At 72.8% G+C, this 26362-nt stretch carries 26 protein-coding genes; 14 read left to right on the top strand and 12 right to left on the bottom strand.

All coding sequences use genetic code 11. The features are described from left to right. Window positions 1-91: 91 nt before the first annotated feature. A complete protein-coding gene (locus ACZ6Y1_RS00005; protein ID WP_469619874.1) occupies window positions 92-1744 on the bottom strand; it encodes a hypothetical protein in 1653 nt (550 codons plus the stop codon). A 330-nt stretch (window positions 1745-2074) separates the two neighbouring features. Here ACZ6Y1_RS00005 and polX point away from each other — a divergent pair, with 330 nt between their 5' ends. Beyond that, window positions 2075-3790 (top strand): DNA polymerase/3'-5' exonuclease PolX, encoded by a 1716-nt coding sequence (gene polX / locus ACZ6Y1_RS00010; RefSeq protein ID WP_469619877.1) that lies wholly within the window; start codon window positions 2075-2077, stop codon window positions 3788-3790. A gap of 52 nt (window positions 3791-3842) precedes the next feature. Continuing rightward, window positions 3843-4430, top strand: a complete 588-nt coding sequence (gene thpR / locus ACZ6Y1_RS00015; RefSeq protein ID WP_469619879.1) for an RNA 2',3'-cyclic phosphodiesterase — start codon at window positions 3843-3845, stop codon at window positions 4428-4430. Window positions 4431-4469: 39 nt separating this feature from the next. On the opposite strand, the gene ACZ6Y1_RS00020 is transcribed toward thpR, so the two are convergent. From ACZ6Y1_RS00020 to ACZ6Y1_RS00030, 3 genes are all read right to left on the bottom strand, one after another. After that, a complete protein-coding gene (locus tag ACZ6Y1_RS00020) occupies window positions 4470-5042 on the bottom strand; it encodes a hypothetical protein (RefSeq protein ID WP_469619881.1) in 573 nt (190 codons plus the stop codon). Window positions 5043-5099: 57 nt separating this feature from the next. Beyond that, entirely contained in the window at window positions 5100-6482 is a 1383-nt protein-coding gene (locus ACZ6Y1_RS00025; protein ID WP_469621671.1) for a L,D-transpeptidase, read from the bottom strand. A 169-nt stretch (window positions 6483-6651) separates the two neighbouring features. Continuing rightward, window positions 6652-7050 (bottom strand): RidA family protein, encoded by a 399-nt coding sequence (locus ACZ6Y1_RS00030; RefSeq protein WP_469619883.1) that lies wholly within the window; start codon window positions 7048-7050, stop codon window positions 6652-6654. Window positions 7051-7181: 131 nt separating this feature from the next. On the opposite strand from ACZ6Y1_RS00030, the gene ACZ6Y1_RS00035 reads away from it, so the two are divergent. After that, on the top strand, window positions 7182-8417 hold the full coding sequence (locus tag ACZ6Y1_RS00035) for a serine hydrolase domain-containing protein (protein ID WP_469619884.1): 1236 nt from the start codon (window positions 7182-7184) through the stop codon (window positions 8415-8417). A gap of 1 nt (window position 8418) precedes the next feature. Here ACZ6Y1_RS00035 and ACZ6Y1_RS00040 read toward each other — a convergent pair whose 3' ends face one another. Beyond that, window positions 8419-9210 (bottom strand): class I SAM-dependent methyltransferase, encoded by a 792-nt coding sequence (locus ACZ6Y1_RS00040; RefSeq protein WP_469619886.1) that lies wholly within the window; start codon window positions 9208-9210, stop codon window positions 8419-8421. Window positions 9211-9296: 86 nt separating this feature from the next. Here ACZ6Y1_RS00040 and ACZ6Y1_RS00045 point away from each other — a divergent pair, with 86 nt between their 5' ends. Together ACZ6Y1_RS00045 and ACZ6Y1_RS00050 are read left to right on the top strand one after the other, a co-directional pair. Beyond that, window positions 9297-9923: an L-threonylcarbamoyladenylate synthase gene (locus ACZ6Y1_RS00045; protein ID WP_469619887.1), complete on the top strand. Its 627-nt coding sequence runs from the start codon at window positions 9297-9299 to the stop codon at window positions 9921-9923. A gap of 39 nt (window positions 9924-9962) precedes the next feature. Then, a complete protein-coding gene (locus tag ACZ6Y1_RS00050) occupies window positions 9963-10502 on the top strand; it encodes an isochorismatase family protein (protein WP_469619890.1) in 540 nt (179 codons plus the stop codon). 95 nt (window positions 10503-10597) lie between these two features. Here ACZ6Y1_RS00050 and ACZ6Y1_RS00055 read toward each other — a convergent pair whose 3' ends face one another. Further along, entirely contained in the window at window positions 10598-11098 is a 501-nt protein-coding gene (locus ACZ6Y1_RS00055; RefSeq protein ID WP_469619891.1) for a hypothetical protein, read from the bottom strand. Between the two features lie 246 nt (window positions 11099-11344). On the opposite strand from ACZ6Y1_RS00055, the gene ACZ6Y1_RS00060 reads away from it, so the two are divergent. Next, the gene (locus ACZ6Y1_RS00060; protein ID WP_469619892.1) at window positions 11345-13432 is read left to right on the top strand and encodes a SpoIIE family protein phosphatase; all 2088 of its coding nucleotides are present in this window, start codon (window positions 11345-11347) and stop codon (window positions 13430-13432) included. 30 nt (window positions 13433-13462) lie between these two features. Here the strand turns inward: ACZ6Y1_RS00060 and ACZ6Y1_RS00065 are convergent, their stop codons facing one another. Then, entirely contained in the window at window positions 13463-13897 is a 435-nt protein-coding gene (locus ACZ6Y1_RS00065) for a MarR family winged helix-turn-helix transcriptional regulator (RefSeq protein WP_469619894.1), read from the bottom strand. A gap of 133 nt (window positions 13898-14030) precedes the next feature. On the opposite strand from ACZ6Y1_RS00065, the gene ACZ6Y1_RS00070 reads away from it, so the two are divergent. Next, complete coding sequence (locus ACZ6Y1_RS00070; RefSeq protein WP_469621674.1) at window positions 14031-14726, top strand: beta-glucanase; 696 nt, start codon at window positions 14031-14033, stop codon at window positions 14724-14726. A 30-nt stretch (window positions 14727-14756) separates the two neighbouring features. On the opposite strand, the gene ACZ6Y1_RS00075 is transcribed toward ACZ6Y1_RS00070, so the two are convergent. Both ACZ6Y1_RS00075 and ACZ6Y1_RS00080 read right to left on the bottom strand, forming a co-directional pair. Then, complete coding sequence (locus tag ACZ6Y1_RS00075; protein ID WP_469619895.1) at window positions 14757-15467, bottom strand: ribonuclease H family protein; 711 nt, start codon at window positions 15465-15467, stop codon at window positions 14757-14759. 159 nt (window positions 15468-15626) lie between these two features. After that, window positions 15627-15830: a cold-shock protein gene (locus tag ACZ6Y1_RS00080; RefSeq protein WP_030036890.1), complete on the bottom strand. Its 204-nt coding sequence runs from the start codon at window positions 15828-15830 to the stop codon at window positions 15627-15629. Between the two features lie 356 nt (window positions 15831-16186). Here ACZ6Y1_RS00080 and ACZ6Y1_RS00085 point away from each other — a divergent pair, with 356 nt between their 5' ends. The 5 genes from ACZ6Y1_RS00085 (at window position 16187) to ACZ6Y1_RS00105 (ending at window position 19783) form a co-directional block, all read left to right on the top strand. Beyond that, window positions 16187-16684 carry a SigE family RNA polymerase sigma factor gene (locus ACZ6Y1_RS00085; RefSeq protein WP_469619898.1) on the top strand — a complete coding sequence of 166 codons (498 nt, stop codon included), beginning with the start codon at window positions 16187-16189 and terminating at the stop codon, window positions 16682-16684. Further along, window positions 16677-17084, top strand: a complete 408-nt coding sequence (locus tag ACZ6Y1_RS00090) for a hypothetical protein (RefSeq protein ID WP_469619900.1) — start codon at window positions 16677-16679, stop codon at window positions 17082-17084. Before ACZ6Y1_RS00085 ends, ACZ6Y1_RS00090 begins: the two co-directional genes overlap by 8 nt. Before the next feature lie 97 nt (window positions 17085-17181). Next, window positions 17182-18402, top strand: a complete 1221-nt coding sequence (locus tag ACZ6Y1_RS00095) for a mannosyltransferase family protein (protein ID WP_469619902.1) — start codon at window positions 17182-17184, stop codon at window positions 18400-18402. 61 nt (window positions 18403-18463) lie between these two features. Next, complete coding sequence (locus ACZ6Y1_RS00100) at window positions 18464-18703, top strand: antitoxin MazE7 (protein WP_469619905.1); 240 nt, start codon at window positions 18464-18466, stop codon at window positions 18701-18703. 249 nt (window positions 18704-18952) lie between these two features. Further along, a complete protein-coding gene (locus ACZ6Y1_RS00105; RefSeq protein ID WP_469619906.1) occupies window positions 18953-19783 on the top strand; it encodes a class I SAM-dependent methyltransferase in 831 nt (276 codons plus the stop codon). Here ACZ6Y1_RS00105 and ACZ6Y1_RS00110 read toward each other — a convergent pair. Further along, window positions 19737-20729: a LysR family transcriptional regulator gene (locus ACZ6Y1_RS00110; RefSeq protein WP_469619910.1), complete on the bottom strand. Its 993-nt coding sequence runs from the start codon at window positions 20727-20729 to the stop codon at window positions 19737-19739. The genes ACZ6Y1_RS00105 and ACZ6Y1_RS00110 overlap by 47 nt on opposite strands. Before the next feature lie 180 nt (window positions 20730-20909). Here ACZ6Y1_RS00110 and ACZ6Y1_RS00115 point away from each other — a divergent pair, with 180 nt between their 5' ends. Next, on the top strand, window positions 20910-24386 hold the full coding sequence (locus ACZ6Y1_RS00115) for a M28 family peptidase (RefSeq protein WP_469621677.1): 3477 nt from the start codon (window positions 20910-20912) through the stop codon (window positions 24384-24386). Between the two features lie 82 nt (window positions 24387-24468). Here ACZ6Y1_RS00115 and ACZ6Y1_RS00120 read toward each other — a convergent pair whose 3' ends face one another. Continuing rightward, window positions 24469-24870 (bottom strand): RidA family protein, encoded by a 402-nt coding sequence (locus ACZ6Y1_RS00120; RefSeq protein ID WP_469619912.1) that lies wholly within the window; start codon window positions 24868-24870, stop codon window positions 24469-24471. A gap of 103 nt (window positions 24871-24973) precedes the next feature. Here ACZ6Y1_RS00120 and ACZ6Y1_RS00125 point away from each other — a divergent pair, with 103 nt between their 5' ends. After that, window positions 24974-25948: a helix-turn-helix transcriptional regulator gene (locus ACZ6Y1_RS00125; protein ID WP_469619915.1), complete on the top strand. Its 975-nt coding sequence runs from the start codon at window positions 24974-24976 to the stop codon at window positions 25946-25948. A gap of 42 nt (window positions 25949-25990) precedes the next feature. Here the strand turns inward: ACZ6Y1_RS00125 and ACZ6Y1_RS00130 are convergent, their stop codons facing one another. Next, complete coding sequence (locus tag ACZ6Y1_RS00130) at window positions 25991-26287, bottom strand: hypothetical protein (RefSeq protein WP_469619917.1); 297 nt, start codon at window positions 26285-26287, stop codon at window positions 25991-25993. Window positions 26288-26362 lie beyond the last annotated feature (75 nt).

A 26362-nucleotide genomic window follows, 5' to 3' on the forward strand; every position in this document is an offset into this window, starting at 1 on the left:
CCTCGTACTGGGCGTACTCGGGGCTTCGGCCGGTGCGGCGAGAGTGCGTGCCGGGCGCCGTGGGCGCCGTGCGGGACTTTCGCAACACCCCCTAGTCGCGACGGCCGCAGACCAGCGCCCATTTGTCGCCGGGGACGCCGCCGCACCACAGCTTGCCGTCGTCGGGCTTCTGCCACCAGTTCCGCGTGGTGACGCCCTGGCAGTCCTTGACCGGCGCGTACCGCGGGCAGGTGCCGTCCGCCTTCTTCACGGTGTGCGCACGGTAGGCGTCGATGCCCATGCTCGTCGCGTCGGGCGAGGGCATGTACCGGTTGACGCTCCACGACGCCCCCATCGTCGCGAACAGCGCGATGACGCACACCATGCCGGCGGCGACCTGCTGGACGACCGGACGCGGGACGACGCTTGCCCGAGCGGGAGCAGTGGGCCGCAGCGAGCGCTCGATCCACCCGGAACCCCGCTGCACCAGGGCCATCACGCCCAGCACGGCCAGGATCATCAGGCAGTACATGATCAGCCATGTGGTCCGCGGGTAGAGCTGCACGGCCTGCGCGTGCTCCATGTTCGAGGCCAGCGTGAAGCGGAGCACCCACGCGCTGGCGAGCACGACCGCCGCCGTACGGACCGCCAGGCTGCGCATCCCGAGGCCGATGCCGAGCCCGACGCCGAGCAGCAGCAGCAGCGCGAAGCCGCTCTGACCCGCCATCTCGCCCGGGACGGGCCAGTTCTCGTACGTCAGCGAGCCGGACCGGTCGCTCGCCCAGCCCAGGACGTAGGCCGGGTCCACGTACGCGGAGAGGTAGGCGTAGCGGTCCGGGTGCCCGGAGCGCAGCCGCAGCATCTGGTAGACCAGCGGGGCCCCGATGACCCCGGCCGTCACCACGGTGGCGGCCAGGAAGGCCAGGGCCCGCCTGCGGACCGCCTCGGACCCCCGCCAGGGGAAGACGAACAGGGCGAGGAGGAACGCGCCGGGCACGGACCACACGAACCAGCCCGAGTACCAGAGGAAGAGCACTCCGAACACGAGGCCGAGGCCGGCTCCGCGCAGCAGCGTCGCCCGCAGCGAGCGCTCGGCCGTCCCGCGCATCTCGCGCATGCAGTACACGAGCAGCGGGAGCAGCACGATCATGACGATGTGGCTGTACGGGCGGATCGGGTCGAGGAAGAGCACGGCCGACGGAACGGCGATGAACAGGGCCCAGAAGGGGCGCAGCAGCAGCCGCCAGGCGAGGTAGGCCATCGGGCCGGCCAGCGCGCTGAAGAAGATCTGCAGGTCGTGCAGGGAGTAGCCGGTCCCGCTCGTACCGCCGTACCGGACCTTCGCCCACACCGCCATCAGCAGCGGGAAGGCGGGCGGGTAGATCCCGGACATCCCCTCGCCGTGCAGGAACGAGTTGGCCATGGTGACGAGGGTGTCGGGGTCGCCGTCCTTGCCGCCGAGCGGGGAGGGGGTACCGATGAGGGCGACGGTGGCGCCGCCCGCGATGACGCCCGTCGCCAGACCCGCGAGGGCGGCGCAGACCAGGCGCTTGACCAGCTGGTGGCGGTGGGCCGGGCCGCGGTGGGCCGTGTACAGGAGCAGCGCGAGCAGCGGGAGGCCGATGACGGCCGCGTACTGCTGGAGCTTGGCGAGGCCGCTGACCTGGCCGATGCGGATCAGCGGGTTCACGTCCACGCGCGTGCTGAGCAGCGTGTACCCGAGGGCGGCGGCGACGCTGACCGTCACCTCGGCGACGATGAGCACCCTTCTCCTGCCGGCCCGTGCGGTCCACCGTCCACCGGTGGCCGCTCTCTCCTCGCCGTCCGGGGCGCCGGGCCGGTGGGATGCCGTTCCTGCCCCTTCCGCCGGTTCGAGCTCGGGGGCCACACTGCTCATCTCGTCCACTTCCGTCGTCGTGTCACCGCGGTGAAGATCTCGCGGCCCTCGACCGTACCAAGCCCGGGTTGTCCGGGAACGGCCGGTACCGTTGATGATTCACGTTCCGCCGGCCGACGGGAGGGCAGCGAGGGGGAGTTCACCGGGCGGCACGGCGAACTCTGGCGGAACCGCGGGCACCGGGCGCACCCTGGAGGTATGGGCCGGGCCAACGACGAGGTCGAGGCGCTGCTGCAGGAGTACGCCGACCTGATCGCCATCAGCGGCGGGGACGCCTTCAAGGTGCGTGCCTACGAGAAGGCCGCCCGTTCCATCGGAGGCAGCCCCCTGGATGTCGCGGAGCTCGACGCGAAGGGTCTCAAGGAGATCCCGAACGTCGGCGCCTCGATCGCCGAGAAGGTGCTCGATTACCTGCGCACCGGCCGTGTGCCGACCATCGACGAGATCAGGGCGTCGGTTCCGGCGGGGGTGCGGGAGCTGACCCGGATCCCGGGGCTCGGGCCGAAGCGGGCCATGCAGCTCCACGAGCGGCTCGGGGTCGCCACGGTGGATCAGCTGCTCGACGCCATCCACGCGGAGCGGCTGCGCGACCTGCGCGGTTTCGGCGAGAAGAGCGAGGAGAACATCCTCGCCGGCATCGCGCTGATGCAGAAGGCCGGCAGCCGGATCCTGATCGGCGCCGCGACCGAGATCGCCGAGCAGATCACCGGCGAGCTGTCGTCGGTGCCGGGCGTCGTCCGGTGCGCGCACGCGGGGTCGCTGCGGCGGATGCGCGAGACCATCGGTGACATCGACGTGCTGGTGGCGTCGGAGCGGCCGGGCCCGGTCATGGAGGCGCTCGTCGCCCTGCCGTACACGGCCGAGGTGCCGGCGCGCGGGGCGAAGAAGACCTCGATCCGTACGACGAAGGGCCTCCAGGTGGACCTGCGGGTGCTGCCGCCCGTGTCCTGGGGGGCGGGCATGCAGTACTTCACCGGGTCGAAGGCGCACAACGTACGCACCCGGGAGCTCGCGGTCCGCCAGGGGCTCAAGCTGTCCGAGTACGGGCTGTTCGACGCCGAGAGCGGCGAGCGGCGGGCCGGCGAGACGGAGGAGGAGGTCTACGCCGCCCTCGGCCTGCCGTGGATCGCCCCGACGCTGCGCGAGGACCGCGGGGAGATCGCGGCCGGGCTGCGGGACGAGCTGCCCGAGCTGGTGGAGGAGCGGGACCTGCGCGGCGATCTGCACACCCACACCGACCTCACCGACGGGCTGGCGCCGCTGGAGGAGATGGTGGAGGCGGCGGCCGCGCGGGGGTACGCGTACTACGCCGTCACCGACCACGCACCGAACCTGTACATGCAGCGGATGACCGACGAGAAGATCCTGGCCCAGCGGGAGCGGGTGCGCGCCCTGGACCGGGCCCACCGCGGAATGCGGCTGCTGCACGGCACGGAGCTCAACATCGGGCCCGACGGGGAGCTGGACTGGCCCGACGAGTTCCTGGCCGGGTTCGACCTGTGCGTGGCCTCGGTGCATTCGCACTTCGGGCTGGACCGGCAGGCGCAGACCCGCCGTCTGGTGCGGGCCTGCGAGAACCCGTACGTGCAGGTCATCGGCCATCCCACCACGCGGCGGATCGGCCGCAGGCCGGGCATCGAGGCCGATTTCGACGAGGTGTTCCGGGCCTGCGCCCGGACCGGGACCGCCCTGGAGATCAACGCGCACCCGGAACGGCTCGACCTGTGCGACGAGGACGTCCTGCGGGCGAAGCGGTTCGGCGTGCGGTTCGCGGTGGATTCCGACGCCCACTCCCCCACGCATCTTCCGTACGTGCGCTACGGGGTGGGCACCGCGCAGCGGGGCTGGCTGACGCGGGAGGACGTCGTCAACACGTGGCCGCTGACCCGGCTGCGCAGGTTCCTGCGTCCGTGATTTCCGCTGCCGGATGTGACCGATCGGCCCGGGGCACGGTACTAAGTGCTGTGTGAAGGAAAAGTCCCAGACCTCGACCGTCCGGATATTCGTCGCGCTCGCCCCGCCCGACGACGCCAAGCAGGAACTGGAGCAGGCGCTGCGCCCGGCCTACGAGGCGTACCCGCGCATGCGCTGGAACCGCATCGAGGACTGGCACATCACGCTGGCGTTCCTCGGCGAGCTCCCGGTGGCGGCGGCCACGCTGCTGAGGCCGCCGATGGCGGAGCTCGCGGCGGCGCACCGGCCGCTCAGCCTGGCGCTGCGCGGCGGCGGGCACTTCGACGAGCGGGTGCTGTGGACCGGCGTCGACGGGGACCTCGACGGTCTGCACCACCTTTCCGACGCCGTGCGCGCCCTGGTCAAGGAGTGCGGGATCCCCTTCGAAGGGCGGCCGCTGCGCCCCCATCTGACGCTGGCCCGGTCCCGCCGGAACGAACCTCCGCACGCGGTGGAGGCCGCTGCCGGACTGGCCGCGTTCACCGGCCGGCCGTGGCCGACGCGGCGGCTGCACCTGGTCGGCAGCAACATCGGGCGCGGCCCGGGGCCGATCCACTACCGGGACATCGAGGCCTGGGACTTCGGCGGCGGGCAGGGCTGAGCCTTTCCGGGCCACGGTCGGGCCACGGTCAGGCGGCGGTCAGGCGGCGGGTTTGCGGCGTCGGGCGAGGCCGGTGCCGAGGGCGAGGAGGAACACCGCGCACACGCCGGCCGTCCACGGCGAGGTCCCGCCCTCCGCCGCCGGGGACACCCGGCGTCCGGGGTCGTAGGTGACCCGGATCTCCGCGCCCACCGAGGCCTCGGGACCGTCCCTGAGCTCCGCCGGGTAGCCGCCGGGGCAGTCCAGCGCGAGGCGGTAGACGGTCTTCGGGGCGGGCCCGTCACCCTGGGACTCCTGGCTCCTGGCCCGGACGTCCCGTACGACGCAGGTGGCGACCTCGCCGCGGGCCGTCGTCTGGTCCGCGGTCGCCACCGTCGCCAGCAGCCCCAGTGCCAGGAACAGCGTCCCGAAGAAGCCGCCGCTGCCGCCGACGCGTACGAAGTACACCGCGCACGCGGCGAGGACGAGGATCCCGGCGCCCGCCACGGTGACGGTGACCGACGGCGCCGCGGCCCCTCTGAAGCACCAGGCGGTCCAGGCGAAGACGGCCGCCGCGGCGGCGGCGGGCAGGGCCGCGACCGGCCCCCGCCCCTTCGGTTGCTCCTCTGACATGGACACCACCCCCGCAGGGGGACGCCCGCCGGGCCCCGGGCGGTTTCGAGGAGTGCGTCAGGTGGTCGGGGACAGCCGGGACGGCGCCGGCGGGTCGCCGGGGGCGGGGGCGCCGTAGGTGGTGGCCAGGGCGCTGCCCGCCCGCCAGGCCTGCCAGTCCAGGTTCCAGTCCCCGATGCCGTTGGTGAAGGGCTCCATGAGGGGGCCGCCGCTGTTGACGACCTCGACGATGTCCCCTTCGCGGACCGTCTCGAAGAACCAGGCGGCGTCCTGCGTGCTCATGCCGGTGCAGCCGTGGCTGACGTTCTCCTCCCCCTGCGCCTCCACGGACCAGGGCGCGGCGTGCACGTACTCCCCGCTCCAGGTGACACGGGTCGCGTACTGGACGGGGAGGTCGTAGAACTCGCTGGTGCCGCGCTTGATGCCGACGGAGTCCCCGCGCATCCGCACTTTGGGTTCCTTGCCGAGGACGACCTTGACCCCGGCCCGGGTCCTGAACCCGGGTTTGCCCGTGGTGACCGGGATCGTCCTGAGGATCCGTCCGTTGCGGCTCACCGTCATGGTGTGCGCGGCGGAGTCGGTGATCGCCTCGATCCGGTCCGCGACGGTGAACTCCACGCCCTCGGAGGGCCCTCCGTGGAGTCCCCCGCCGATCTCGACCCCGTCGAGGCCGCTGCGGACGCTCACCGTCGTGTGTGCGGGCCAGTACGTGCGGGGGCGGTAGTGCAGGGTCGACTCGTCGACCCAGTGCCAGGCTCCCTCCACCCGTGGGTGGGAGGTCACCTGGAGCGCCTGTTCCACCCGGCTGCGGGCCAGGCCGTCGGTGGCCGGCACCGGGTGGCTCAGTTCCGCGGTCACGATCTCCCCGGCGCCGTACGTCCCGCCGCGCGGCCCGAACTCCGCGGTCAGCCGCCCTCCTTCGGCGGCCGTCGGCGCGGTACGGAACTCCAGGGTGACGCCCACGGCGTTGCCCGCCGGGTCCTGCGCGCCGACGCGCACCGTGTAGGACTCACCGGCCCGCAGCGACTCCGCGTTCACCCAACGCCCGCCGCCCTCGGCGAGGGTGCCCGCCAGATGGCGGCCGTGGGCGTCCGTCACGGTCACGTCGGTGAGGATCCCCTGCCCCGGTTCGGCCACGGAGATCTCCAGGGGCCCGCCGGCGTGCGTCCCCCGTGCGGGCCGGCGGGACACTCCGTCGAGGGCCGGCGGGGGCAGCACCGTGCCCTGGCCGCCGGTCGTGGCGACCACCCGCTCCTGCCGCCAACTCCGGCACATGCCCGGCCGGAAGACCTCCACCGCGCACTGCTCGCCGCCGGGGCGGACGGTCTCGCGGCCCTCGTCGAGGACCCGGCCCACCAGCAGGCCGACCGAGGCCGTCCCGGGCGCACGACGCCCTCCGTCCGCGCCGAGCACCTGGCCGGGGGCCGCCGCCCCGACCATCAGCAGCACGCTCGCGCCTGCACCCGCAACCACCATCCGTGTCCGTCGCGCCCGCCGCATGACCACACAACCCTCCCTGAACCGCTTCAGCCCGGAGAGGCATCAAAACGGACAAGACGCCAGAACGATGATCACCACCTCGGGCGTGCGGCCGAACGAGACCCCGAACTCAACCCGCACGGACCACGGCGTCGACCTCGACCTCGACGAGCCAGGCGGGGTCGATGAAGCGGGACACCTCCACGAAGGTGGTCACGGGCCGGACGGCGGCGAACCGCTCGCCGTGCGCCCGCGCGGCCTCCCTCCACCGCGTCACGTCCGTCAGCAGGATGCGCGTACGGATCACGTCCTGCGGGCCGGCCCCCGCCTCGCGCAGCGCCCGCTCGGCGATGTCCAGGCACCGCACCGTCTGTCCGTACACGTCACCGGGCGCGGCCGTGGAGCCGTCGTCCGCGATGGGGGCCGTGCCCGCCACCGCCACCTGGCTCCCGATGCGTACCGCGCGGGCGAAGCCGATCTCCGGTTCGAGGGGCGATCCTGAGCTGACGATGTGACGCGTGGTGTCCATCGCGCCATGATGCCAGCGCGCCGGACGGCCCTCCGCGGTCACCGGCCGGCCGCGGTCGCGGGCCCGGTGGGGCGGGTCTAGGCTGGTGAGACTGCCTTGCCTTTGGTCCTTCGCACGACAGGAGGCACGCCGTGAGGCCGACGCACGAACGACTTCGCCGGGCCTGTGCGGCGACCGCCGCCGCGGGCCTGCTCGCCCTCCCCGCCACCACGGGCCCGGCGCACGGAGCGGCGGCACCGGAGCCCTCCGTCTCCGCCTCCTCGGCCTCGCCCTCACCGGACGGCTCCGAGTTCCCGCAGCTCACGCCCGCCGTCGCGGGTCAACTGGACGCGGCCGTGCAGAAGGTGCTGAGGGAGACGAAGGTGCCGGGCGTGGTCGTGGGCCTGTGGGCGCCCGGCAAGGGCAGCTACGTCCGGACCTTCGGCGTCGCGGACAAGGCCACCGGTGCCCCCATGGAGACCGGCTTCAACTTCCGGATCGGCAGCGAGACCAAGACGTTCACCGTCACCGCCCTGCTCGAACTCGTCGACCAGGGCAAGCTCGCACTGGACGACCCGATCGGCAAGTACATCGAAGGCGTTCCGAACGGGTCCCGCATCACCCTGCGCCAGCTCGCCGGCATGCGCAGCGGTCTGTACAACTACAGCGAGGACCCCACCTTCAACAAGGAACTCACCACCAGCCCCAAGAAGTACATCCCGCCACGGCAGTTGCTGGCCTACTCGTTCAAGCACCCCGTGCAGTTCGAACCGGGCGCGCAGTTCGACTACAGCAACACCAACCTGATCCTGCTCGGACTCGTCGTGGAGAAGGTCGGGAAGAAGCCGCTCGGCGAGTTCATCCGGCAGGAGGTGCTGGAGCCGGCCGGGCTGCGCCGCACGGTCTTCCCCGTCGACGCGAGCTTCCCCGATCCGCACCCGCAGGGCTACACCGACCAGTCGGCGACCGGCAAGGTCGTCGACGCGACCGACTGGAACCCCTCCTGGGCCTGGTCCGCGGGAGCGATGATCTCCGATCTGCTGGACCTGCGCAGCTGGGCGCGCACCGTCGCCACCGGCACCCTGCTGACGCCCGCCACCCAGGCCGAACGGCTGAAGACCACGCCGATGGACATCCCCGGAGCCGGGTACGGGCTGGGCATCTTCGACGTCCAGGGCTGGATCGGCCACAACGGCTCACTGCCCGGGTACGAGTCGCTGACCATCTATCTGCCCCAGTACCAGGCGACCCTGGTCGTCCTGCTCAACACCGACATCCTGAGCGACGGCCAGGAGCCGAGCACGCTCTTCGGCGAGGCGGTCACGAGCATCGTGACCCCCGACCACGTCTACCCCGGCCACAAGCCGCCGGAGCCCAAGGCGAGCTGAGTCAGGCCGCCGATGCGGTGGTGACCACCAGGGGCGGCCTCGCCCGCTCCGCCGCCCAGGCTCGGGCGCGTACGAGTTCCGGGTCGGCGACCGTGAGCGCCTGGTCCACCGTGGGGCGCTCCTGGGCGATGTCCCGGAAGCGGGCCGGTCCCAGGAGGGCCGGGAGCAGGCCGACCGGCCAGGCGTGGTTGCGCACTTCCTGCCAGGTCCCGTCCGTGCGCCGCAGGCCCACGGCGAGCGGGTCGCCCGGCGCGTACGGCGTGCCCGGGTCGGCGATGCGCAGGGAGGCGTACTCGGTGCCGGAGCACGCGGGGTCGGTGGTCAGCAGGACCAACGGCGCCCCTGGGCGCAGGAGTCGGCGGATCTCCGTGAACACCGCCAGCAGGGCTTCCCGGGTCGGCAGGGAGGCGAGGACGTGGTTGCACATCACCGCGTCCGCGCAGCCGTCCGCGAGGCCGGTCGCGCGCCCGTTCTCGATGAGGTGGTACCCGGCGACCGCCTTCCCCCCGGCACGTGCCAGCTCCAGCATCTGGGGGGAGGTGTCGGCGCCGAGCACGCGGGCGCCGAGCCGGCGGGCCGCGGCTTCTGCCACCCTGCCCGGTCCGCACCCATAGTCCACGAGGACGTCGCCGCGGCCGATGCGCCGGGACAGCGAGCGGAAGACGAACGGATATCCGAGCAGCCAGTCCGTGGCACCCTCGACGGCGGCGAAGGCGCGCGCGCCTTCGTGTCCCGTCCAGTCCGTGCCCGGTGCGGCGCCGTCCCGTCCCGTGCCCTGCGAGGAGTCGCTCACGGGCCCACTATCGGCCCGGCGCCGTGTCCGCGCGCGGTGCGACACGAGGTGTCGGAGGCGGGAGGCGGATCCCGTAGTCTCGGCGGATGGCGAAGTACTTCGACGTGCACCCTGACAATCCGCAGGCGCGCACCATCAGCAACGTGGCCGACAGCATCCGCTCCGGCGCGCTCATCGCGTACCCGACGGACTCCTGTTTCGCTCTGGGATGCCAGCTCGGCAACCGTGAAGGCGTGTCCCGGATCCGCTCGATCCGCAACCTCGACGACAAGCACCACTTCACCCTGGTGTGCCAGAACTTCGCTCAGCTGGGGCAGTTCGTGCAGATCGACAACGACGTGTTCCGTGCGATCAAGGCGGCGACGCCCGGCCCCTACACCTTCATCCTCCCGGCCACGTCGGAGGTGCCGCGCCAGCTGCTGCACCCGAAGAAGAAGACGGTCGGGGTCCGCATCCCCGACCACGGCGTCACTCAGGCCCTGCTGGCGGAGCTGGGCGAGCCGCTGCTGTCCAGCACCCTCCTGCTGCCCGACGAGGACGAGCCGCTGACCCAGGGCTGGGAGATCAAGGAACGGCTCGACCACGTGGTCGACGCGGTGGTGGACTCGGGCGACTGCGGCACCCGGCCGACCACGGTCATCGACTTCTCCGGCGGCGAGGCGGAGATCGTCCGGCGGGGTGCGGGCGACACCTCCCGCTTCGAGGCCGAATAATCGTTCCGGCCGTGCGGTCCGGCTGACTACGATCACCGCGTGACGCATACCTCGGCCGGCACCGCCCTGGTCCTCGTGGACCTCATGCCCCGCATCATCGCCCTGCCGGTCGCTCCGCACTCCGGTGCGGAGGTCGCGGCCCGCTGCGCACGGCTGGCCGAGGCCTTCCGCGCCGAGGGGCGCCCGGTGGTGCTGGTGCGCGTCGAACGGCCCGGCGTGGCGGAGCAGCCGCCCGGCAGCGGTCTGGCGGAGGGCCTCGCGCGCCCCGGTGACATCGAGATCGTCAAACGGACGGTCGGCGCCTTCCACGCGACTGGCCTGGACGAGGAACTCCGGGCGCGCGGCGTCGACCGGCTCGTGCTGGCCGGGCTGGTGACGACGATGGGCGTGGAGTCCACGGCACGCGCGGCGAGCGACCACGGCTACGAGCTCGAGTTCGTCGAGGACGCGATGTCCGCGTTCGCGGCGGACGAGCACGAGTTCGCGGTGCGCAGGATCTTCCCCCGCTTCGGCGAGGTGCGCGACACGGCCTCGTACACGGGCTCCGTGCGGCGGGACGGCCCCGGCCCCGGCGCGTAGCTCCGGGCCGGCGGCCCACCTCGCGCCACCCGGGACGGCGGGCATCGTGGACGGCGCCGGCCGCCGGGTGGGGCGAGGATTCCGCCCGGCGGCGGCTACAGCGGGGTGCCGGATTCGTTCGCGCGCTTGACGGCGGCCAGGCCCTCGGGGGTCCACGCTCCGTCGTCCGCGATGTAACCGAGGTCGAGCCAGCGCTTGAACTGCTGGAGGGCGATGACCGGGTCGTCCGCGTACTCGATCTTGTTCGGGTTGAACCAGCCCGCCTTCCGGAGCCGGGCCAGCTCGTTGCCCGCCGCGGTCGGGTCCTCGGTGAGGGTGACCTGCGGCCTGTCCCCCTTGGGAGTGGCCGCCGCCGTCGCCGAGGGCCGGGTGACGGCCGGGGACGGTGCCGCGGAGGCGGTGGGTGAGGAGGCGGTGGGTGAGGAGGCGGTGGGTGAGGGGGCGGCCGGGGAGGAGGAGGCGGGCCGCGAGGCGAGGCTGGGCGCGGCGGATCCGGACTCCCCGCCGGTCTTCGCGCACGCTGCCGTGGCGAGGGCGCCGAGGACCGCGGCCGCGGTGAGCAGCACCGCCTTGAGCTGAGGGTTACGCATCGTCATGTCTTCCCCTGGTGGGTGCGGATGACCGGCGCCGGCCGGAACGGCACTGAACGGAACGGACCCTACTGTTTGCGCGCCCGTCCGGCGGCCAGGCCCGCGGGGCGGGTCGGGCGACCACGCGGGCACGGCGGTGACGGGTCCCCCGCGTGCCGCCCAGAGGTCGCGTGGCGCTCTTCTGGGCCGCAGCATGGAAGAAGGCCCGGGTCCGTCCGGGCTGCCCGGCGTGAACGGGTGAGGAGGCCGGTGATGGCCGCTGACCAGTCCCTTCCGCCGGTCCCTGGCCCCGGCGCGGGGGACGTGGCGCTCGCGGCGGGCGGTCTCCTGGACGTGCTGGGGGTCGCGGCGATCGTCCTGGACGGCGAGGGGCGGGTCACGCTGTGGAGCCCGCAGGCCGAAGAGCTGTTCGGTTACACGGCGGAGGAGGCCTGGGGCCGGTACGCCGCCCAGATGCTGGTCGACGAGCAGCACCGGGACGTGGTGCTGGGCCTGTTCGCCCAGGTGATGGCGGGCGACGGCGCCTGGGCCGGAGCCTTCCCCGTCCGGCGCCGGGACGGGACGACCGTACTGGTGGAGTTCCGCAACATGCGGCTGGAGGCTGACAGCGGCCGCGCCTTCGCGCTGGGGCTCGCCTCCGACCGGGCCACGCTGCGCCGGGTCGAGCGGGATCTGGCGCTCTCGCTGCGGCTGGTCGACCAGTCGCCGATCGGGCTGGCCGTCCTGGACACGGAACTGCGGTACGTGCTGGTCAACCCCGCGCTGGAGCGCATCAACGGGGTCCCGGCCGAACAGCATCTGGGGCGGCGGATCAGCGAGGTCCTGCCGTTCCTGGACGGGGCCGGCATCGAGGCGGGGATGCGGGAGGTCATGCGCACCGGTGTGCCCCGGCTGGACGACTTCACCACCGGGCGCATCTCGCCGCACTCGGAGAGTGAGCACGCCTGGCTGTCGTCCATGTACCGGCTGGAGGACCAGGCGTCCCAGGTGATCGGGGTCGCCATCTCGGTCGTCGACGTGACCGAGCAACACCTGGCCGCCGTGTCGGCGGCGCACGCCCGCCGCCGCCTGTCGCTGATCGCGGACGCGTCGGTCCGCATCGGCACCACCCTCGATCTGGACGTGACGGCCCGGGAGCTCGCGGACGTGGCGGTGCCCGAGGTCGCGGACATCGCCGCCGTGGACGTCCTCGACACCGTCCTCGCGGGGCCCCGGCCCGGCGAGGGCGCGGACGGCGAGGCCGTACGGTTCCGGGCGCTCGCGCTGAAGACCGCCTACCCCACCCCGGCCGAGGAGGCGGCCGACCCCGTCGGGGACGTGGCCCTGTACGGCCCGACCCGGCTGGTGTCGCGCTGTGCGAGCACCGGCCGGCCGGTGCTGGTCCCGCACGTACGGCCGGAGGACCTGCCCCGCATCGCCCGCGACGAGAACGCGGTGCGGCTGCTCGCCGAGGCGGGGGTGCACTCCTACCTCGCGGTGCCGCTCATCGCCCGCGGCCAGGTGCTCGGCGCGCTGGACCTCAAGCGGGCCCGCAATCCGGAGCCCTTCGGCCCGGACGACGTGCTGCTGGCCTCCGAACTCGCGGCCCGCGCCGCCGTTTCCGTGGACAACGCCCGCTGGTACCAGCACCAGCGGCACACCGCGCTGGCCCTCCAGCGCCACCTCCTGCCCCAGCACCCGCCGACGGCCGTGGGACTGGACATCGCCTACCGGTACCAGCCGGCCGGCGTGGCGGACGAGACCGGCGGCGACTGGTTCGACGTCGTCCCGCTCTCCGGGGAACGCACCGCGCTGGTCGTCGGGGACGTGATGGGCAGCGGCATCAACGCTGCGGCCACCATGGGCCAGTTGCGCACGGCCGCCCGCACCCTGTCGCGGCTGCGACTGGAGCCGGCGACGGTGCTCGGCCACCTCGACGGGGTCACCGCCGACGTGGGCGACGCCATGGCGACCTGCATCTACGCCGTCTACGATCCGCACACCCGGCTGTGCCGCATCTCCAACGCCGGGCACCTGCCGCCGGTCCACCTCCACGCGGGGCAGCCGCAGGTGGTGGAGCTGGAGACGGCCGTGCCGCTGGGCGTGGGCGGCATTCCCTTCAGTACGACCACCGTCACCCTCGCCCCCGGCGACACGCTCGTCCTGTACACGGACGGGCTCGTCGAGACCCGTGACCAGGACATCTACACCCGCATCCAGACCCTCACGGACCTGCTCGCGGGCCCCCACCGCCCGATCGAGGAGACCTGCGACCTCCTCCTCTCGGCCCTGCGCCGCCCTGACACCCATGACGACGTCGCCCTGCTCATCGCCCGTACCCACGGGCCGGAGACCCCCTGAGGCCGCGCCAGCCGGCGGTCGTCCCGGCGGTCATGCGGACACCTCCGTCAGGGCGTCCAGGCCCGCGCGCAGGCCCGCCAGCGCCTCCGGCGACAGGCCGCCCAGCGCGCGGTGCTCCAGCGCCGTGACGGTCTCCCGGATGGTGGCGGAGGCCGCCCGGCCGGAGTCGGTGAGCTCGACGAGCACGGCGCGGCGGTCTCCCGGACGGGAGCCGCGGGTGATGTGCCCGCGCCGTTCCAGGCGGTCCAGCACGCTGGTCAGAGTGGTGGGCCGGGTGCCCGCCGCGGCGCCGAGTTCGGAGACGGTCCGGCTGCGGCCGTCCGCCAGGTTCGCCAGCGCGTTGATCTCGGACGCGGTCAGGTCCAGGTCGGCGAGCTCCGCGGCGAGCACCTGGAGGGTGGCGTGCGTGGCTCTCTGCAGCGCGAGGAGCGCGGACCAGCCCGGTGCGACGAATTCGGAATGCATAATTTCGGACCATACGATTTCGTACCATGTGCTGCAAGCGAGCATCTGTGCGCCGGTATGCGCTCCCGTGACGGCCGGGCATGAGCCAGTGGCATCCGTAGCGTGAAAGGACCGCGCCTTGGCCACTCAGCTCATCGCCCGGCTCGTACGACAACTGGAGCGGCGCACCGGCAAGGGGCGCCCCGCCGTGGTGTTCACCGCCGATTTCGGCTCGGCCTCCCAGTGGGTGGCCGGCCGCTCCTGGGCCTATCCCGACGGGGGTCCCACCAATCCCGGGGACAACAAGCTCGACCACCTGGTGGAGGATCCCGCGTACAGCCGCACCGGCACCTTCCTGGCCACCCGCCGGGCGGACGGCGACTGGGACGCCGGCCTGCTCACCACCGAGGGCAGCGACGAGGGGTTCATGGTCCGCACCGGGGACGTGCTGGAGACCCGGGTGCGGCTGCCGACCGAGCTCGGGGCCTGGCCGGCGGTCTGGACCTGGCGGGACGGGGGGAACGAGGTGGACGTCTTCGAGTACCACCCCGACAACCCCGACCTGCTCGAACTCTCCAACCACGTCAGAGGGGGACAGCGCTACCACCGGGACCCCGCCGTCACCCCCGGCGGCTGGGTGGACCTGAAGGTCGAGTTCGGTTCCCGCTCGGTGGTGTGGTGGGTCGACGGGACCCGCGTGTTCGCCGACCGCCGGGGCGTGGGGCGCGGCTGGCGGGCGTACCTCATCGTCAACCTCTCGGTGTGCGCCGGGCGTTACCACCCGGCGCCCGATCCCGATGTGACGCGCATGTCGTTCGAGGTCGCGCACCTGCGCGTCCGGCGGCCCTGACGGCGGCCCGCGGGGGACCGCCCCGGCGGTCTAGGAGGCGGGGGCGGAGGTGGAGGCGGCGCCGGCGCAGGCCTCGTGACCCCAGCGGCTGCCATTCTTGGCGATCATGTCGCCCGCGGCGTAGGGCTTCCCGCAGGGGCAGCTGCCGGGGAACTTCGCCTTGATGGCCCGGGAGGGGCGGCCGCCGGAGGCGCCCTCGGCCGTACGCTTCTTCGGCGCGGCCGCCTTGCGGCGCGCGGGCGCGACCGGTGCGGGCACCGGCATGTCCGCGTCCCCGTGGGCCGTGCCGGCGGCCTGCTGGGTGACGGCCGCGTCGCTGGCGGCCTGGTCGGCGATGGCGTTCAGGTGGTCGCCGTCCTCGCGGTGGGCGGGCACGTAGAGGAACGTCACGTCGCGGTCGGCCAGCAGCTCGTCGATGCGCTCGACGAGTTCACGGTTGGCGACGGGCTGGCCCGAGGAGGTCTTCCAGCCGTTGCGCTTCCAGCCCGGGAGCCACTGCGTCACGGCCTTCATCGCGTACTGCGAGTCCATCCGCACCTGCATAGACGTCCCGGGAGCGACGGCCTCCAGGACCCGCTGGAGGGCGGTCAGCTCCCCGATGTTGTTGGTGGCCCGCCCCAGCGGACCGGCCTCCCAGCGCTCGGGGCGGCCCTCGGAGTCGGCGATGACCCATCCCCATCCGGCGGGGCCGGGATTACCTTTCGCCGCTCCGTCACAGGCGGCAATGATGCGTTCGGACATCCCCCGATCATGCCGCATCCGGAACGGCGGCAGGATGACACCAGGGCCGTGCGGCGATCGCCGCACGGCCCTGGTGGTGCACGTCATCCGTTTCCGCGCCTCAGCGGTGAAACGGTTCCTCGCCCGCCCCCGGGCGGGCGCCGGAGATCAGACGCGGGCTCAGGCGGGGGTGATGTTCTCCGCCTGCGGGCCCTTCTGGCCCTGCGTGATGTCGAACGTCACGGCCTGGCCCTCCTGGAGCTCACGGTAGCCGGTGGCGTTGATCGCGGAGTAGTGCGCGAAGACGTCCGGACCGCCGCCGTCCTGGGCGATGAAGCCGAAGCCCTTTTCGGAGTTGAACCACTTCACGGTTCCCGTAGCCATGTTCATGCCTTCCATTTGACGTACGTCTCCCACACCGCGTGGGAGACGGAGGTGATCGCCCTGGTCCTACGGCACAACACAGCAAAACTGCCCACACCGAACGGCGCGGGCAAGGCACTTGGAACCACGACAGCTACCGGAGAAGGTACACGTCTGCACGCACCGTCACCAGGGGGTTTGATCGTTCCTTGACGGCGGGTCGCGGATCGGGCCGGATCCGGGTCCTCCGCCCCGCCCGGAATGACCCCCGCCGTGTGACCGCACTCACACGAAGTTCCGAGCCCGCCGTGTCGACCGGACGCCCGGCGCCGGGCGTATGCCTGGAGAGGGGGACACATGGATTCGGGAGCGATTTCTTGACCGTCGAGGAGTTCGAGGAGTTCTACGCGCAGGCGGCGGGACGGCTCACAGGGCAGTTGTACGTGATGCTCGGCGATCATCACGAGGCACAGGACGTGGTGCAGGAGGCCTTCGTCAGGGCCTGGGACCGGCGCCGCCGGCTGGAGCGCGACGGCCGGCCCGAGGCCTGGATCCGCACCGTCGCCTGGCGGCTCGCCGTGAGCCGCTGGCGCGGGCGGCGCCGCAGCGCCGACGCCTGGCGGCGCACCGGGCCCGCGGGCCACGTGGAGGGGCCGGGGCCGGAGGTGGTGGCCCTCGTACAGGCGCTGCGCCTGCTGCCGCTGAAACAGCGCCGGACCATGGCGCTCCACTACCTGTGCGATCTGACCGTCGAACAGATCGCCGCCGAGACCTCGCTGTCCGCGAGCACGGTCAAGACGCACCTGGCCCGGGGCCGGGCCACCCTCGCCCGCGAGCTGCGGGACCCCCGCATGGAGGAGGCTCCCGATGCCTGACCCGTACGACCACGACCCGCTGCGGTCCCTGTTCCGGGAAGCGGCCTGCGCCGGCCGCTCCCGCGCCGCCCTGCCGCCCGTGTCCGTCATCGCGCGGCGCGGGGAGAAGGCGCGCCGGCGCCGGATCGCCGGCCTCGCGCTCGCCTGCTGCCTCGTCGTCGGCGGTTCCGCCGCGGCCGTCGCCGCGTTCCTGCCGCGCGGCACCGGCCCGAGCCTCCCGGCGACCACTCCCCCGCCCCTGGCGCCGTCCCCCGTACCCCACCAGTCCCCGCCGCCCACGACGGGGACGTCCGCCCCTCCCACCCGGACGGCGTACCCGGGCGCGTCCGCCACCACCACGGCCTATCCCCCGTCATCGACGCCGACCTCGGCCCACAGCTCGACGCCGTTCTCCCCGTAACCCTCCGGCGACGACCGCACCGCCACCGGCCCGGACCTCGGCACCCCGACCCCGGCCGGCGCTTCCGCACACCCCAGAGCCGATCAGGAGATCCCGTATGCCCGTTTCCGCCCCGCCCCGGCCGCTCGCCGCCCCCGGCCCGCCCGCCCCCGCGCGGCGCCCGCCCGGAGCCCGGTTCCCGAGGTGGCGGCCCGGTCCGGACGACCGCGAGGTGCTCTGGCTGTACGTGCTCACGCGCGTGGGGATCTGGACGACCGCCGGCGCGGTCCGCTGGCTCTTCCCGGCGGGCGGGGGCAGGGCCCTGTGGCCCGGCTCGCTCTTCTCGCCCTGGGAGCAGTGGGACTGGTCGCACTACCTCCACATAGCCCGGGACGGCTACTTCCCCGCCGGAGCGGGCCCGTGGACGGCCGGCTGGGACAACCGGGAGGCCTTCCTGCCCGGCTTCCCGCTCGTTCTGCGCGCCGTCCACACGGTCGTGCCGCACTGGGCGGCGGCGGGAGCGCTGGTCTCGTTCCTCGCGGGAGGCGTGGCCGTCCTGGCCCTGGGGCGCATCGCCCGGCACCAGCTGCGGGACGCGGAGGCGGGGCGGCGCGCGGTCCTGTTGCTCCTGCTTTCCCCCTGCGCCGTGTTCCTCGCCGCCGGGTACACCGAGGCGCTGTTCCTGGCGCTGGCCCTGCCCGCGTGGCTGGCGGCCCGGCGCCGCAACTGGCCTGCGGCGGCGGTGCTGGCCTGCCTGGCGTCCTCGGTGCGCGTCACGGGGCTGTTCCTGACGGCGGCGCTGGCACTCCTGTTCGTGCTCACGGCGCGGGACCGGCGCGACTGGCGGGCGGCCCCGTGGCTGGGCCTGCCCGCGCTGGCCCCGGCCGCGTACAGCTGGTTCCTGCACGCGCGGACCGGGGACTGGATGGCCTGGAAGCACGCCCAGGAACGGGGCTGGTACCGGGACTTCCACACGCCGTGGGAGGCCTGGGCCAACACCTGGAACGCAGCATTCCAGCACACGCAGCCCACCGGGTACGCGCTGATGTGGCAGGCCGAGCTGGTGGCGATGGTCGTCGGCCTCGCGCTCCTGGTCCTGCTCCTGCGGCGCCGCCAGTGGCCCGAGGCCCTCTACACCGCCCTGACGCTGTGGGCCCTGGGGACCTCGTACTGGTACACCTCCGTCCCCCGTTCCACGCTGCTGTGGTGGCCGCTGTGGATCGCCCTGGCGGGCTGGAGCCTGCGCCGTCCGCGCCTGCGGACGGCGTACGTGTGCGTGGTGGGCCCGCTGTCCACGCTGGTCGCCGTCACCTTCCTGACGGGTCGCTGGGCGGGCTGATGCCTCACGGGAGGGTGTCGAAGGGGCCCCCGGCCGGGTCGCGGACGCGCATACTCGGTGCATGGCTGACACCACCACAGTCGAGGTCGACACCGATGTGCACGAGCGGCTCACCGCGCTCGCCACGGCCCGCGGACTGAGCCTGCGCGCGTACCTCGCCGAACTCGCCGCCTCCCAGGAGAGCGAAGCGGCCCTCGCCCGCGCCGCGCACGCCTTCGAGCGGGCGGTCGAACGGCCCGGGTTCCGGGAGGGTTTCGAGCGGGACTTCGGCCCCGGCCGGGAGGGCGGCCGGGTGGCGTGAGCCGGCCGGCCCGACGCCGAGGCGGGGCCGGTGCGGGGCGCGTAGGGTTCCGGGTCCGCCCGGCGGGCCCGGCCGGGGTCCACCGCCTCGGCGGGCGGGGCCGGCACGGCGGCCGGGTCTTCGTACGCGGGGCGCAGGGCGGGCGATCAGCCGCTCGGCCCGCGCTGCGGCGGTGTCGACGGGCCGCGTCGGCGGAACCTACCTATGCTCGGAAGAGAGCCCTGACCCGACTCCTGGAGGGCGGCTGTGATGACCGAGTCGAACGACGCGGCCCAGGCAGACCGCGCACTGAAAGCCAAGCACCGCGCCATGTGGGCCATGGGCGACTATCCGTCGGTGGCCTCCCACCTCATTCCGGACCTGGGCGCCGTGCTCGTCCGGGAGTGCGGGGTGGGCCGGGGCGACCGGGTGCTCGACGTCGCCGCGGGCTCCGGCAACGCTGCCATCCCGGCCGCGCTGGCCGGCGCGGACGTGGTGGCCTGCGACCTCACCCCCGACCTCCTGGAGGTCGGGCGGCACCTGGCCGCCGTACGCGGTGCCCAGCTGGAGTGGCGGGAAGCGGACGCGGAGGCACTGCCCTTCGCGGACGGCGAGTTCGACATCGTGATGTCCTGTCTGGGCGTGATGTTCGCGCCGCACCACCGGGCCGCCGCGGACGAACTGCTGCGGGTCTGCCGGTCCGGGGGCACCATCGGGCTGATCAACTGGACCCCGCAGGGCTTCATCGGCCGGATGTTCGCGACCATGAAGCCGTACGCTCCCCCTCCCCCGCCCGGGGCGCAGCCGCCGCCGCTGTGGGGCGACCCGGAGCACGTCCACGAGCTGCTGGGCACCGGGGTGACCGATCTGGTCGCCCGCCGCGAGACGGTCCGCGTGGACCGGTTCACCAAGCCCGCCGACTTCCGGGAGTTTTTCAAGGCCCTCTACGGGCCGACCATCGCCGTCTACCGGTCGATCGCCGAGGACCCCGACCGTGTCGCCGGCCTGGACCGCGACCTCGACGCGCTCGCCGCCGAGCACACCGTCGACGGCGTCATGGAATGGGAATACCTGCTGCTGACGGCTCACCGCCAAGGCTGACCTGCAGCTCGGGATGGGCGTCCCACCACTCCTTGTGGAACGCGTTGTTGTCCACGTTCGCCAGATAGGCACGGGCCGCCGCACGGTAGAGCAGTTCCGCCTGGCCGGCCGATACCGCCGCGCGGTTCCACGCGAGGCGGATGCGGCCGGTGATCGGCGTGCCCGCCAGCGGACGCATCACCGTGCCGGCCACCTGCGGGGCCGTGGGCTGGCTGAGCGAGATGGCGCGGCCCGCGGCGATCAGGTCGTACTGCAGCATGCGGTCGGTGATCCGGTAGCGCAGTGACGGGGTGAAACCGACGTTCGCGCAGGCGGCGATGAGCGCCTCGGGTCCGCCGTCGTCCTCCTCCACCAGGGTCAGCCAGGATTCCGCGGCGAGGTCGGCGAGGTCGACGCGCTCCCGGCCGGCCAGCGGGTGGCCCGCCGGAAGACGGATGCAGAACGGCTCCTTGGGGACGAGCGTCCGCGCGAGGACTCCCGTGGGGAGCGGCACCTCGTGGTCGTTGACCTCGCCGTAGACGATGGCGTCGTACCGTCCGGTGCCCAGCATCCGGGCCAGCGCGGTCACCGAGTGCTCCAGGTTGACCGTGATCTCCTGACCTGACATGAACAGGTCTGTCTGGGCGAGCAGTCCGTCGACCAGCACGAGCAGGATGCAGCCGAGCCGCAGCGGGGTGCCGGTGCCGATGGCCCGCGCCTCCGCGCCCAGCGCGTCCATCTCGCTCAGCACCCGCCGCGCCTTGGCCAGTACGAAGTGACCCAGTGCGGTCGGCTCCACCCCGCTGCGGCCGCGCACGAAGAGCTCGCCACCCGTGACCCGCTCGATCCGCCGCAGTTGCGCCGAAAGCGCCGGCTGGGACACCCCCAGCCGCCGCGCCGCGCCCCCCAGGCTGCCCGCCTCCGCTATCCGGCAGACGGCTTGCAGATGCCTCAACTCCAGCTGCATCCGGGCAGCGTACGCAGCACGCCGCCACCGCACCATAACGCGGACCTTATGTCCGCCGAGATGACCCAAAGCCGTCATGTACACGCTCATACTCGGCCGCGAACGAACACTCATCCATCCAACCCCCCACGATCGGAGTGGACGTTGCAGCCCACCAGATGGACGGCGGCCCTGGCAGCGATGGTGCTGACCGCGGGTCTCGCCGGCACCCTGGCCGCCGGGACGGCGTCGGCGGCGCAACACGCCCAGCCGGCCCCGGCCCAGAAGGACACCCCCGCGGCACGCGCGGTCGCTGCCGCCGACCAGGCCGTCGCCAGCGGTCTCGACACCCTGGTCAACTCCTCGCAGGAGCAGTACGAACGCCGCCAGGTCACCCCCTGGGTCAAGGACCTGTTCTCCGTGGCGTACGAGCGCAGCTACCGCGGACTGCCCGTGGTCGGCGGCGACGCGGTGGTGCTCGCCGACGGCGCGGGCAAGGTGCGCGCCCTCCAGTCGGCCTCCTCCGTACGGATCGACGTCCCGACCCGGGCGACGGTCAGCGCCAAGGAGGCCGAATCCACGTCCCGTTCGAAACTGGCCGCGGTCGACAAGGTCGACAGCAGCCGGCTCGTGGTCCGGCTGAAGGACGACAAGCCCGTGCTGGCCTGGGAGACCGTCCTGATCGGCCGGACCAAGACGGCGCCCAGCAAGCTGCACGTCTTCGTGGACGCCCGGACGGGCGCCTTCGTCGACAGCTACGACGACGTCGTCGCGGGCACCGGCAACAGCAAGTGGAACGGCCCGAACCCGCTCACCATCGACACCACCAACTCCTCCGGCACGTACTCGTTGCGCGACCCGAACCGCACCGGCCTGAGCTGCGCGGACTACAGCACCGGCACGGTCTTCTCGAAGTCCTCCGACTCCTGGGGCACCGGCAACCCCACGGCCAAGGAGACCGGCTGCGTCGACCTGATGTTCGCCGCGCAGAAGCAGTGGGACATGCTGAGCCAGTGGCTGGGCCGCAACGGCGTCAGCGGCAACGGCCGCAGCTTCCCCGGCAAGGTCGGCCTGGGCGATCTGAACGCCTACTGGGACGGCAGTTCGGTCACCATCGGGCACAACAGCGCCAACGAGTGGATCTCCGGCGTGGACGTGGTGGCCCACGAGTACGGGCACGCCATCGACTCCAACACCCCCGGCGGCACCAGCGGCCAGGAGGCCGGGCTCGGCGAGGGAACCGGTGACATCTTCGGCGCGCTCACCGAGGCGTACGCCAACGAGCAGTCGCCGTACGACACTCCGGACTACACGGTCGGCGAGATGATCAATCTCCAGGGCCAGGGTCCGATCCGCAACATGTACAACCCGTCGGCCATCGACAACGACCCGAACTGCTACAACTCGTCGATCCCGAACACCGAGGTGCACGCGGCGGCCGGACCGCTGAACCACTGGTTCTACCTGCTCGCCGAGGGCAGCAACCCGGGCGGCGGCAAGCCGAACAGCCCCACCTGCAACTCGTCCACCGTGACCGGCGTGGGCGTCCAGAACGCCGGAAAGATCTTCTACGGCGGGATGCTGCTCAAGACGAGCAGCATGTCCTACAAGAAGTACCGCACGGCCACGCTCAGTTCCGCCAAGTCTCTCGACACCACCTGCGACCTCTTCAACAAGACCAAGGCCGCCTGGGACGCGATCAGCGTGCCCGCCCAGTCCGCCGATCCGACGTGTACCCCGAGCGGTCAGAACAACGACTTCTCGATGAGCCTCAACCCCACGTCGGGCACCGTCCAGCAGGGCGGTACGGTCACCACCACCGTCGGCACCACCGTCACGACCGGCACCGCCCAGTCGGTGACGCTGACCGCCACCGGCCTGCCGGCCGGAGTGAGCGCCTCCTTCAGCCCGGCCACCGTTCAGTCCGGCCAGTCCTCGACGCTGACCCTGAGCGCCACCGCCAACGCGACGCCCGGCGCGGCCACCGTGGTCGTCAAGGGCCAGGGCAGCACCCTCTCGCACACCGTCGACTTCGCGCTCAACGTCGGCGGCACCCAGCCCTCGAACGACCCGCCGAACATCGACGTCGCCAACATTCAGGCGCACCTGGCCCAGCTGAACACGATCGCCTCCCAGAACGGCGGCAACCGCCGTGCGGGCAGCGCCGGTTACACCGGGTCGGTGGCCTACATCAAGGGCAAGCTCCAGGCCGCCGGCTACACGGTCATCGAGCAGAACTGCACCTCCTGCACCTACCCGTCGAACAACCTGATCGCCGACTGGCCGGGCGGCCCCGCCGACCAGGTCGTCATGTTCGGCGCGCACCTCGACAGCGTCTCGGCCGGTCCGGGCATCAACGACAACGGCTCGGGCTCCGCGACCCTGCTGGAGAACGCCCTCGTACTGGCCCAGAAGAACCCGACGATGACCAAGCACGTGCGCTTCGCCTGGTGGACGGACGAGGAGCAGGGCCTCAACGGCTCGGCGTTCTACGTCAGCCGGCTGAGCAGCACCCAGAAGGCCGCCATCAAGGGCTACTACAACTTCGACATGGTCGCCTCCCCCAACGGCGGCTACTTCATCAACAACATCAACTCCACGACCGCCGGGCCGCTCAAGGCGTACTGGACCTCCCTGAACCTCGCCCCCGAGGAGAACACCGAGGGCCAGGGCCGCAGCGACGACTACTCCTTCCAGCAGGGCGGCATCCCGACCTCCGGTTACGCGGCCGGCGCCAGCGCCCGCAAGACCTCGGCGCAGGCGGCCAAGTGGGGCGGCACCGCGAACGCCGCCTACGACTCCTGCTACCACAGCGCCTGCGACACCACGAACAACATCAGCGCCACGGTCCTGGACCGCAGCGCCGACGGTGTGGCCTACGCCGTGTGGAAGACGGCGGTCGGCGGTGAGACGCCCGCGCAGGACTTCTCCATCGGCGTCAGCCCGACGGCGGGCAGCGCGGCCCAGGGCGGTTCCACCTCCGCCACGGTGAACACCTCCACCGTGAGCGGCGCCGCCCAGACCGTGGCCCTCTCGGTCTCCGGCGCGCCCGCCGGGGTGAGCGCCACGCTCAGCCCGACGTCCGTGCAGTCGGGCAGCTCCTCGACGCTGTCCGTCCAGGTCGGCGCGAGCACCGCGCCCGGCACCTACACCCTGACGATCACCGGCTCGGGCACCGTCAGCCACAGCACCACGTACACGCTGACCGTGACCGGGACCGGCGGGTGCACGCCGCGCCAGCTCGTGGTCAACGGAGGCTTCGAGAACGGCTCCTCCCCGTGGACCGCGACGGCGGGCGTCGTCACGAACCAGTCCGGCCAGGTCGCGCACGGCGGCAGCTACTTCGCGTGGCTGAACGGGTACGGCTCCAGCCACACGGACAGCGCCTCCCAGTCGCTGACCGTCCCGTCGGGCTGCTCCTCGTACCAGCTCTCGTTCTTCCTGCACATCGACACGGACGAGACGGACCCGGTGGTCTACGACAAGTTCACCGTCTCCGTGGGCGGCCAGACCCTGGAGACCTTCTCCAACCTGAACCCGACGTCCGGCTACGTCCAGAAGACCTACAACCTGGCGCAGTTCGCCGGCCAGACCGTCACCCTGAAGTTCAACGGCGTGGAGGACCAGTCCCTGCAGACCTCCTTCGTCGTGGACGACGTCACGGTCCAGGTGAGCTGACACCGCACCACCGCATGAGCACGTGAAGTCCGGCCCGGTCCCCGCCCGCGCGGGGGCCGGGCCGGACGCGTGCGGCCGGGCGTCAGGGCCGGACGGCGAGGGCCTCGACCTCGAACAGCACGCCGGGGGCGGCCAGGCAGGCGACACCGATGAGGGTCTGCGTGGGCGGCTCCTTGCCCCAGATCTCCTGCACGGCCCCGCCGATCGGCCCGAGCCTGCTGACGTCGTGGTCCACCACGTACGTCCTGAGCTGGACGACGTGGCCGAGGCCGAGGCCGTGCGCGGCGAGGGCGACGGAGATGTTGCGGAACGTCTGCCGCACCTGCTCGGCGAAGTCGTCCGAGACGACCCTGCCGTCGGGACCCGATCCGTACTGCCCGGAGACGAGCACCAGTTCCGCGCCGGAGGGGACGGTGGCGGTGTGGCTGTAGCCGAACGGGACCGGGTCGTGCAGGCCGTCCGGATTGACGATGGCGTGGGCCATGGGGATCACCCTTCATGTGGGATGGAGCCTGGATCTGTGCCGCCGCCAAGCCTCACAACTCATCACGACATCCTCTGTCGTGTATTGCCGGTACGGTTTTCGTATGCGCGCCGACCGGTTGGTTTCGCTGGTGCTGCTGCTGCGGCGGCACGGCCGGCTGTCCGCGGCCGCGCTCGCCCGCGAGCTGGAGGTATCGACCCGCACCGTCCTGCGCGACGTCGAGGCGCTGTCCGCGGCCGGTGTCCCGGTGTACTCCGAACGCGGCCGGCACGGCGGTTTCGCATTGCTGCCCGGTTTCCGGACCGAGCTCACCGGGCTGAACCACGACGAGGCGCTCGCCCTGCTGATCGCCGGATCACGGCGCGGCGCGCAGGCGTTCGGGCTCGGCTCGGCGCTCGCCTCGGCCATGCTGAAGGTGGTCGACGCCCTGCCCGAAGGCCTGCGGGCCGTCGCGGCCGGTGCGGTGGAACGGTTGCTCATCGACCCGGAGACCGACCTCCTGTCCCGCCGGCAGGCCGTCGACGAGGTGCCCGACGCGGTCGTGGCCGAGGTCCGTCGGGCGGTGCTCGCCGGGCACCGGCTGCGCATCCGCTACGCGGCCGCGGGGCAGGACCCGAAGTGGCGCACGGTGGACCCCGTGGGCCTGGTCACGGTCCGCGACCAGGGCTACCTGCTGGCCACCCGGTCCGGGGCCGACCGCACCTACCGGCTGTCCCGCGTCCTGGCCGCCGAGGAGCTAGCCGAACCGGCACTGCGCCCGGACCGTGTCGACCTGGACCGGGCCTGGCGGGAACGCGGCACGCGGTTCCGGACCGGTGGCGGCCAAGTGAGCGTGCGCGTACGGATGGATCCGGCGCGGCGGGACGAACTGACCGGCACGGCGCTGGCGGTCCTCGCCGAGGAGAGCGCGGCCGACGGCCGGCTGGAGCTGGAGCTGGCCTTCCAGGACGCCCGGCACGCCGAGTGGGCCCTGTGGCAGCTCGCCCCGGACGCGGAAGCCCTGTCTCCGCAGTGGTTGCGCGACTCCCTGCGCGACCGCGCCACCGCGCTCGCCGCCCGGTACGGCGCCTCGCCCTGAGAACGCGGACGCGGTCCGGATCCCGGGCGGGCTACCGTCATGCTACGAGCGGCCCTTGGCCCGGCCGGAGCCCTTGCCGCCTTCCGGGGCGACCATGGCGATCAGCCCGAGGTCCAGTTCCGCGCCGTCGACGAGGAGGGCCTCGATCGCGCGGGTACGCGGGTCGATGTCCGCCTCCACGCCCTGCCCGCGGTAGCGGGGATAGCCGGAGGCGCCGGTCTCGCCGGTCGCCTCGACCAGGGCCACGCGCAGGGCCCTGTCGGCTGCCGAGCCGCCGCGCAGGTTCTCGATGTGCTCGGGCACCAGCAGGATCTCGAAGCTCTGCGGCTCAGGGGTCATGTCCCGAAACTACCCGATAAGGCCCCCCGGGGCAGGCGGGCGCGCGCCCGCTCTCGTACCCTCGGCGGGAGCACC

The organism is Streptomyces sp. NPDC053432, from assembly GCF_055585365.1.

Bases quoted from the DNA above. Each gene is read 5' to 3' on its own strand.
- polX (WP_469619877.1), top strand. From the start codon at position 2,075: ATGGGCCGGGCCAACGACGAGGTCGAGGCGCTGCTGCAGGAGTACGCC.
- ACZ6Y1_RS00020 (WP_469619881.1), bottom strand. From the start codon at position 5,042: ATGTCAGAGGAGCAACCGAAGGGGCGGGGGCCGGTCGCGGCCCTGCCC.
- ACZ6Y1_RS00025 (WP_469621671.1), bottom strand. From the start codon at position 6,482: ATGGTCGGGGCGGCGGCCCCCGGCCAGGTGCTCGGCGCGGACGGAGGG.
- ACZ6Y1_RS00030 (WP_469619883.1), bottom strand. From the start codon at position 7,050: ATGGACACCACGCGTCACATCGTCAGCTCAGGATCGCCCCTCGAACCG.
- ACZ6Y1_RS00045 (WP_469619887.1), top strand. From the start codon at position 9,297: ATGGCGAAGTACTTCGACGTGCACCCTGACAATCCGCAGGCGCGCACC.
- ACZ6Y1_RS00055 (WP_469619891.1), bottom strand. From the start codon at position 11,098: ATGACGATGCGTAACCCTCAGCTCAAGGCGGTGCTGCTCACCGCGGCC.
- ACZ6Y1_RS00060 (WP_469619892.1), top strand. From the start codon at position 11,345: ATGGCCGCTGACCAGTCCCTTCCGCCGGTCCCTGGCCCCGGCGCGGGG.
- ACZ6Y1_RS00065 (WP_469619894.1), bottom strand. From the start codon at position 13,897: ATGCATTCCGAATTCGTCGCACCGGGCTGGTCCGCGCTCCTCGCGCTG.
- ACZ6Y1_RS00075 (WP_469619895.1), bottom strand. From the start codon at position 15,467: ATGTCCGAACGCATCATTGCCGCCTGTGACGGAGCGGCGAAAGGTAAT.
- ACZ6Y1_RS00080 (WP_030036890.1), bottom strand. From the start codon at position 15,830: ATGGCTACGGGAACCGTGAAGTGGTTCAACTCCGAAAAGGGCTTCGGC.
- ACZ6Y1_RS00090 (WP_469619900.1), top strand. From the start codon at position 16,677: ATGCCTGACCCGTACGACCACGACCCGCTGCGGTCCCTGTTCCGGGAA.
- ACZ6Y1_RS00095 (WP_469619902.1), top strand. From the start codon at position 17,182: ATGCCCGTTTCCGCCCCGCCCCGGCCGCTCGCCGCCCCCGGCCCGCCC.
- ACZ6Y1_RS00100 (WP_469619905.1), top strand. From the start codon at position 18,464: ATGGCTGACACCACCACAGTCGAGGTCGACACCGATGTGCACGAGCGG.
- ACZ6Y1_RS00105 (WP_469619906.1), top strand. From the start codon at position 18,953: ATGACCGAGTCGAACGACGCGGCCCAGGCAGACCGCGCACTGAAAGCC.
- ACZ6Y1_RS00110 (WP_469619910.1), bottom strand. From the start codon at position 20,729: ATGCAGCTGGAGTTGAGGCATCTGCAAGCCGTCTGCCGGATAGCGGAG.
- ACZ6Y1_RS00115 (WP_469621677.1), top strand. From the start codon at position 20,910: ATGGTGCTGACCGCGGGTCTCGCCGGCACCCTGGCCGCCGGGACGGCG.
- ACZ6Y1_RS00120 (WP_469619912.1), bottom strand. From the start codon at position 24,870: ATGGCCCACGCCATCGTCAATCCGGACGGCCTGCACGACCCGGTCCCG.
- ACZ6Y1_RS00125 (WP_469619915.1), top strand. From the start codon at position 24,974: ATGCGCGCCGACCGGTTGGTTTCGCTGGTGCTGCTGCTGCGGCGGCAC.
- ACZ6Y1_RS00130 (WP_469619917.1), bottom strand. From the start codon at position 26,287: ATGACCCCTGAGCCGCAGAGCTTCGAGATCCTGCTGGTGCCCGAGCAC.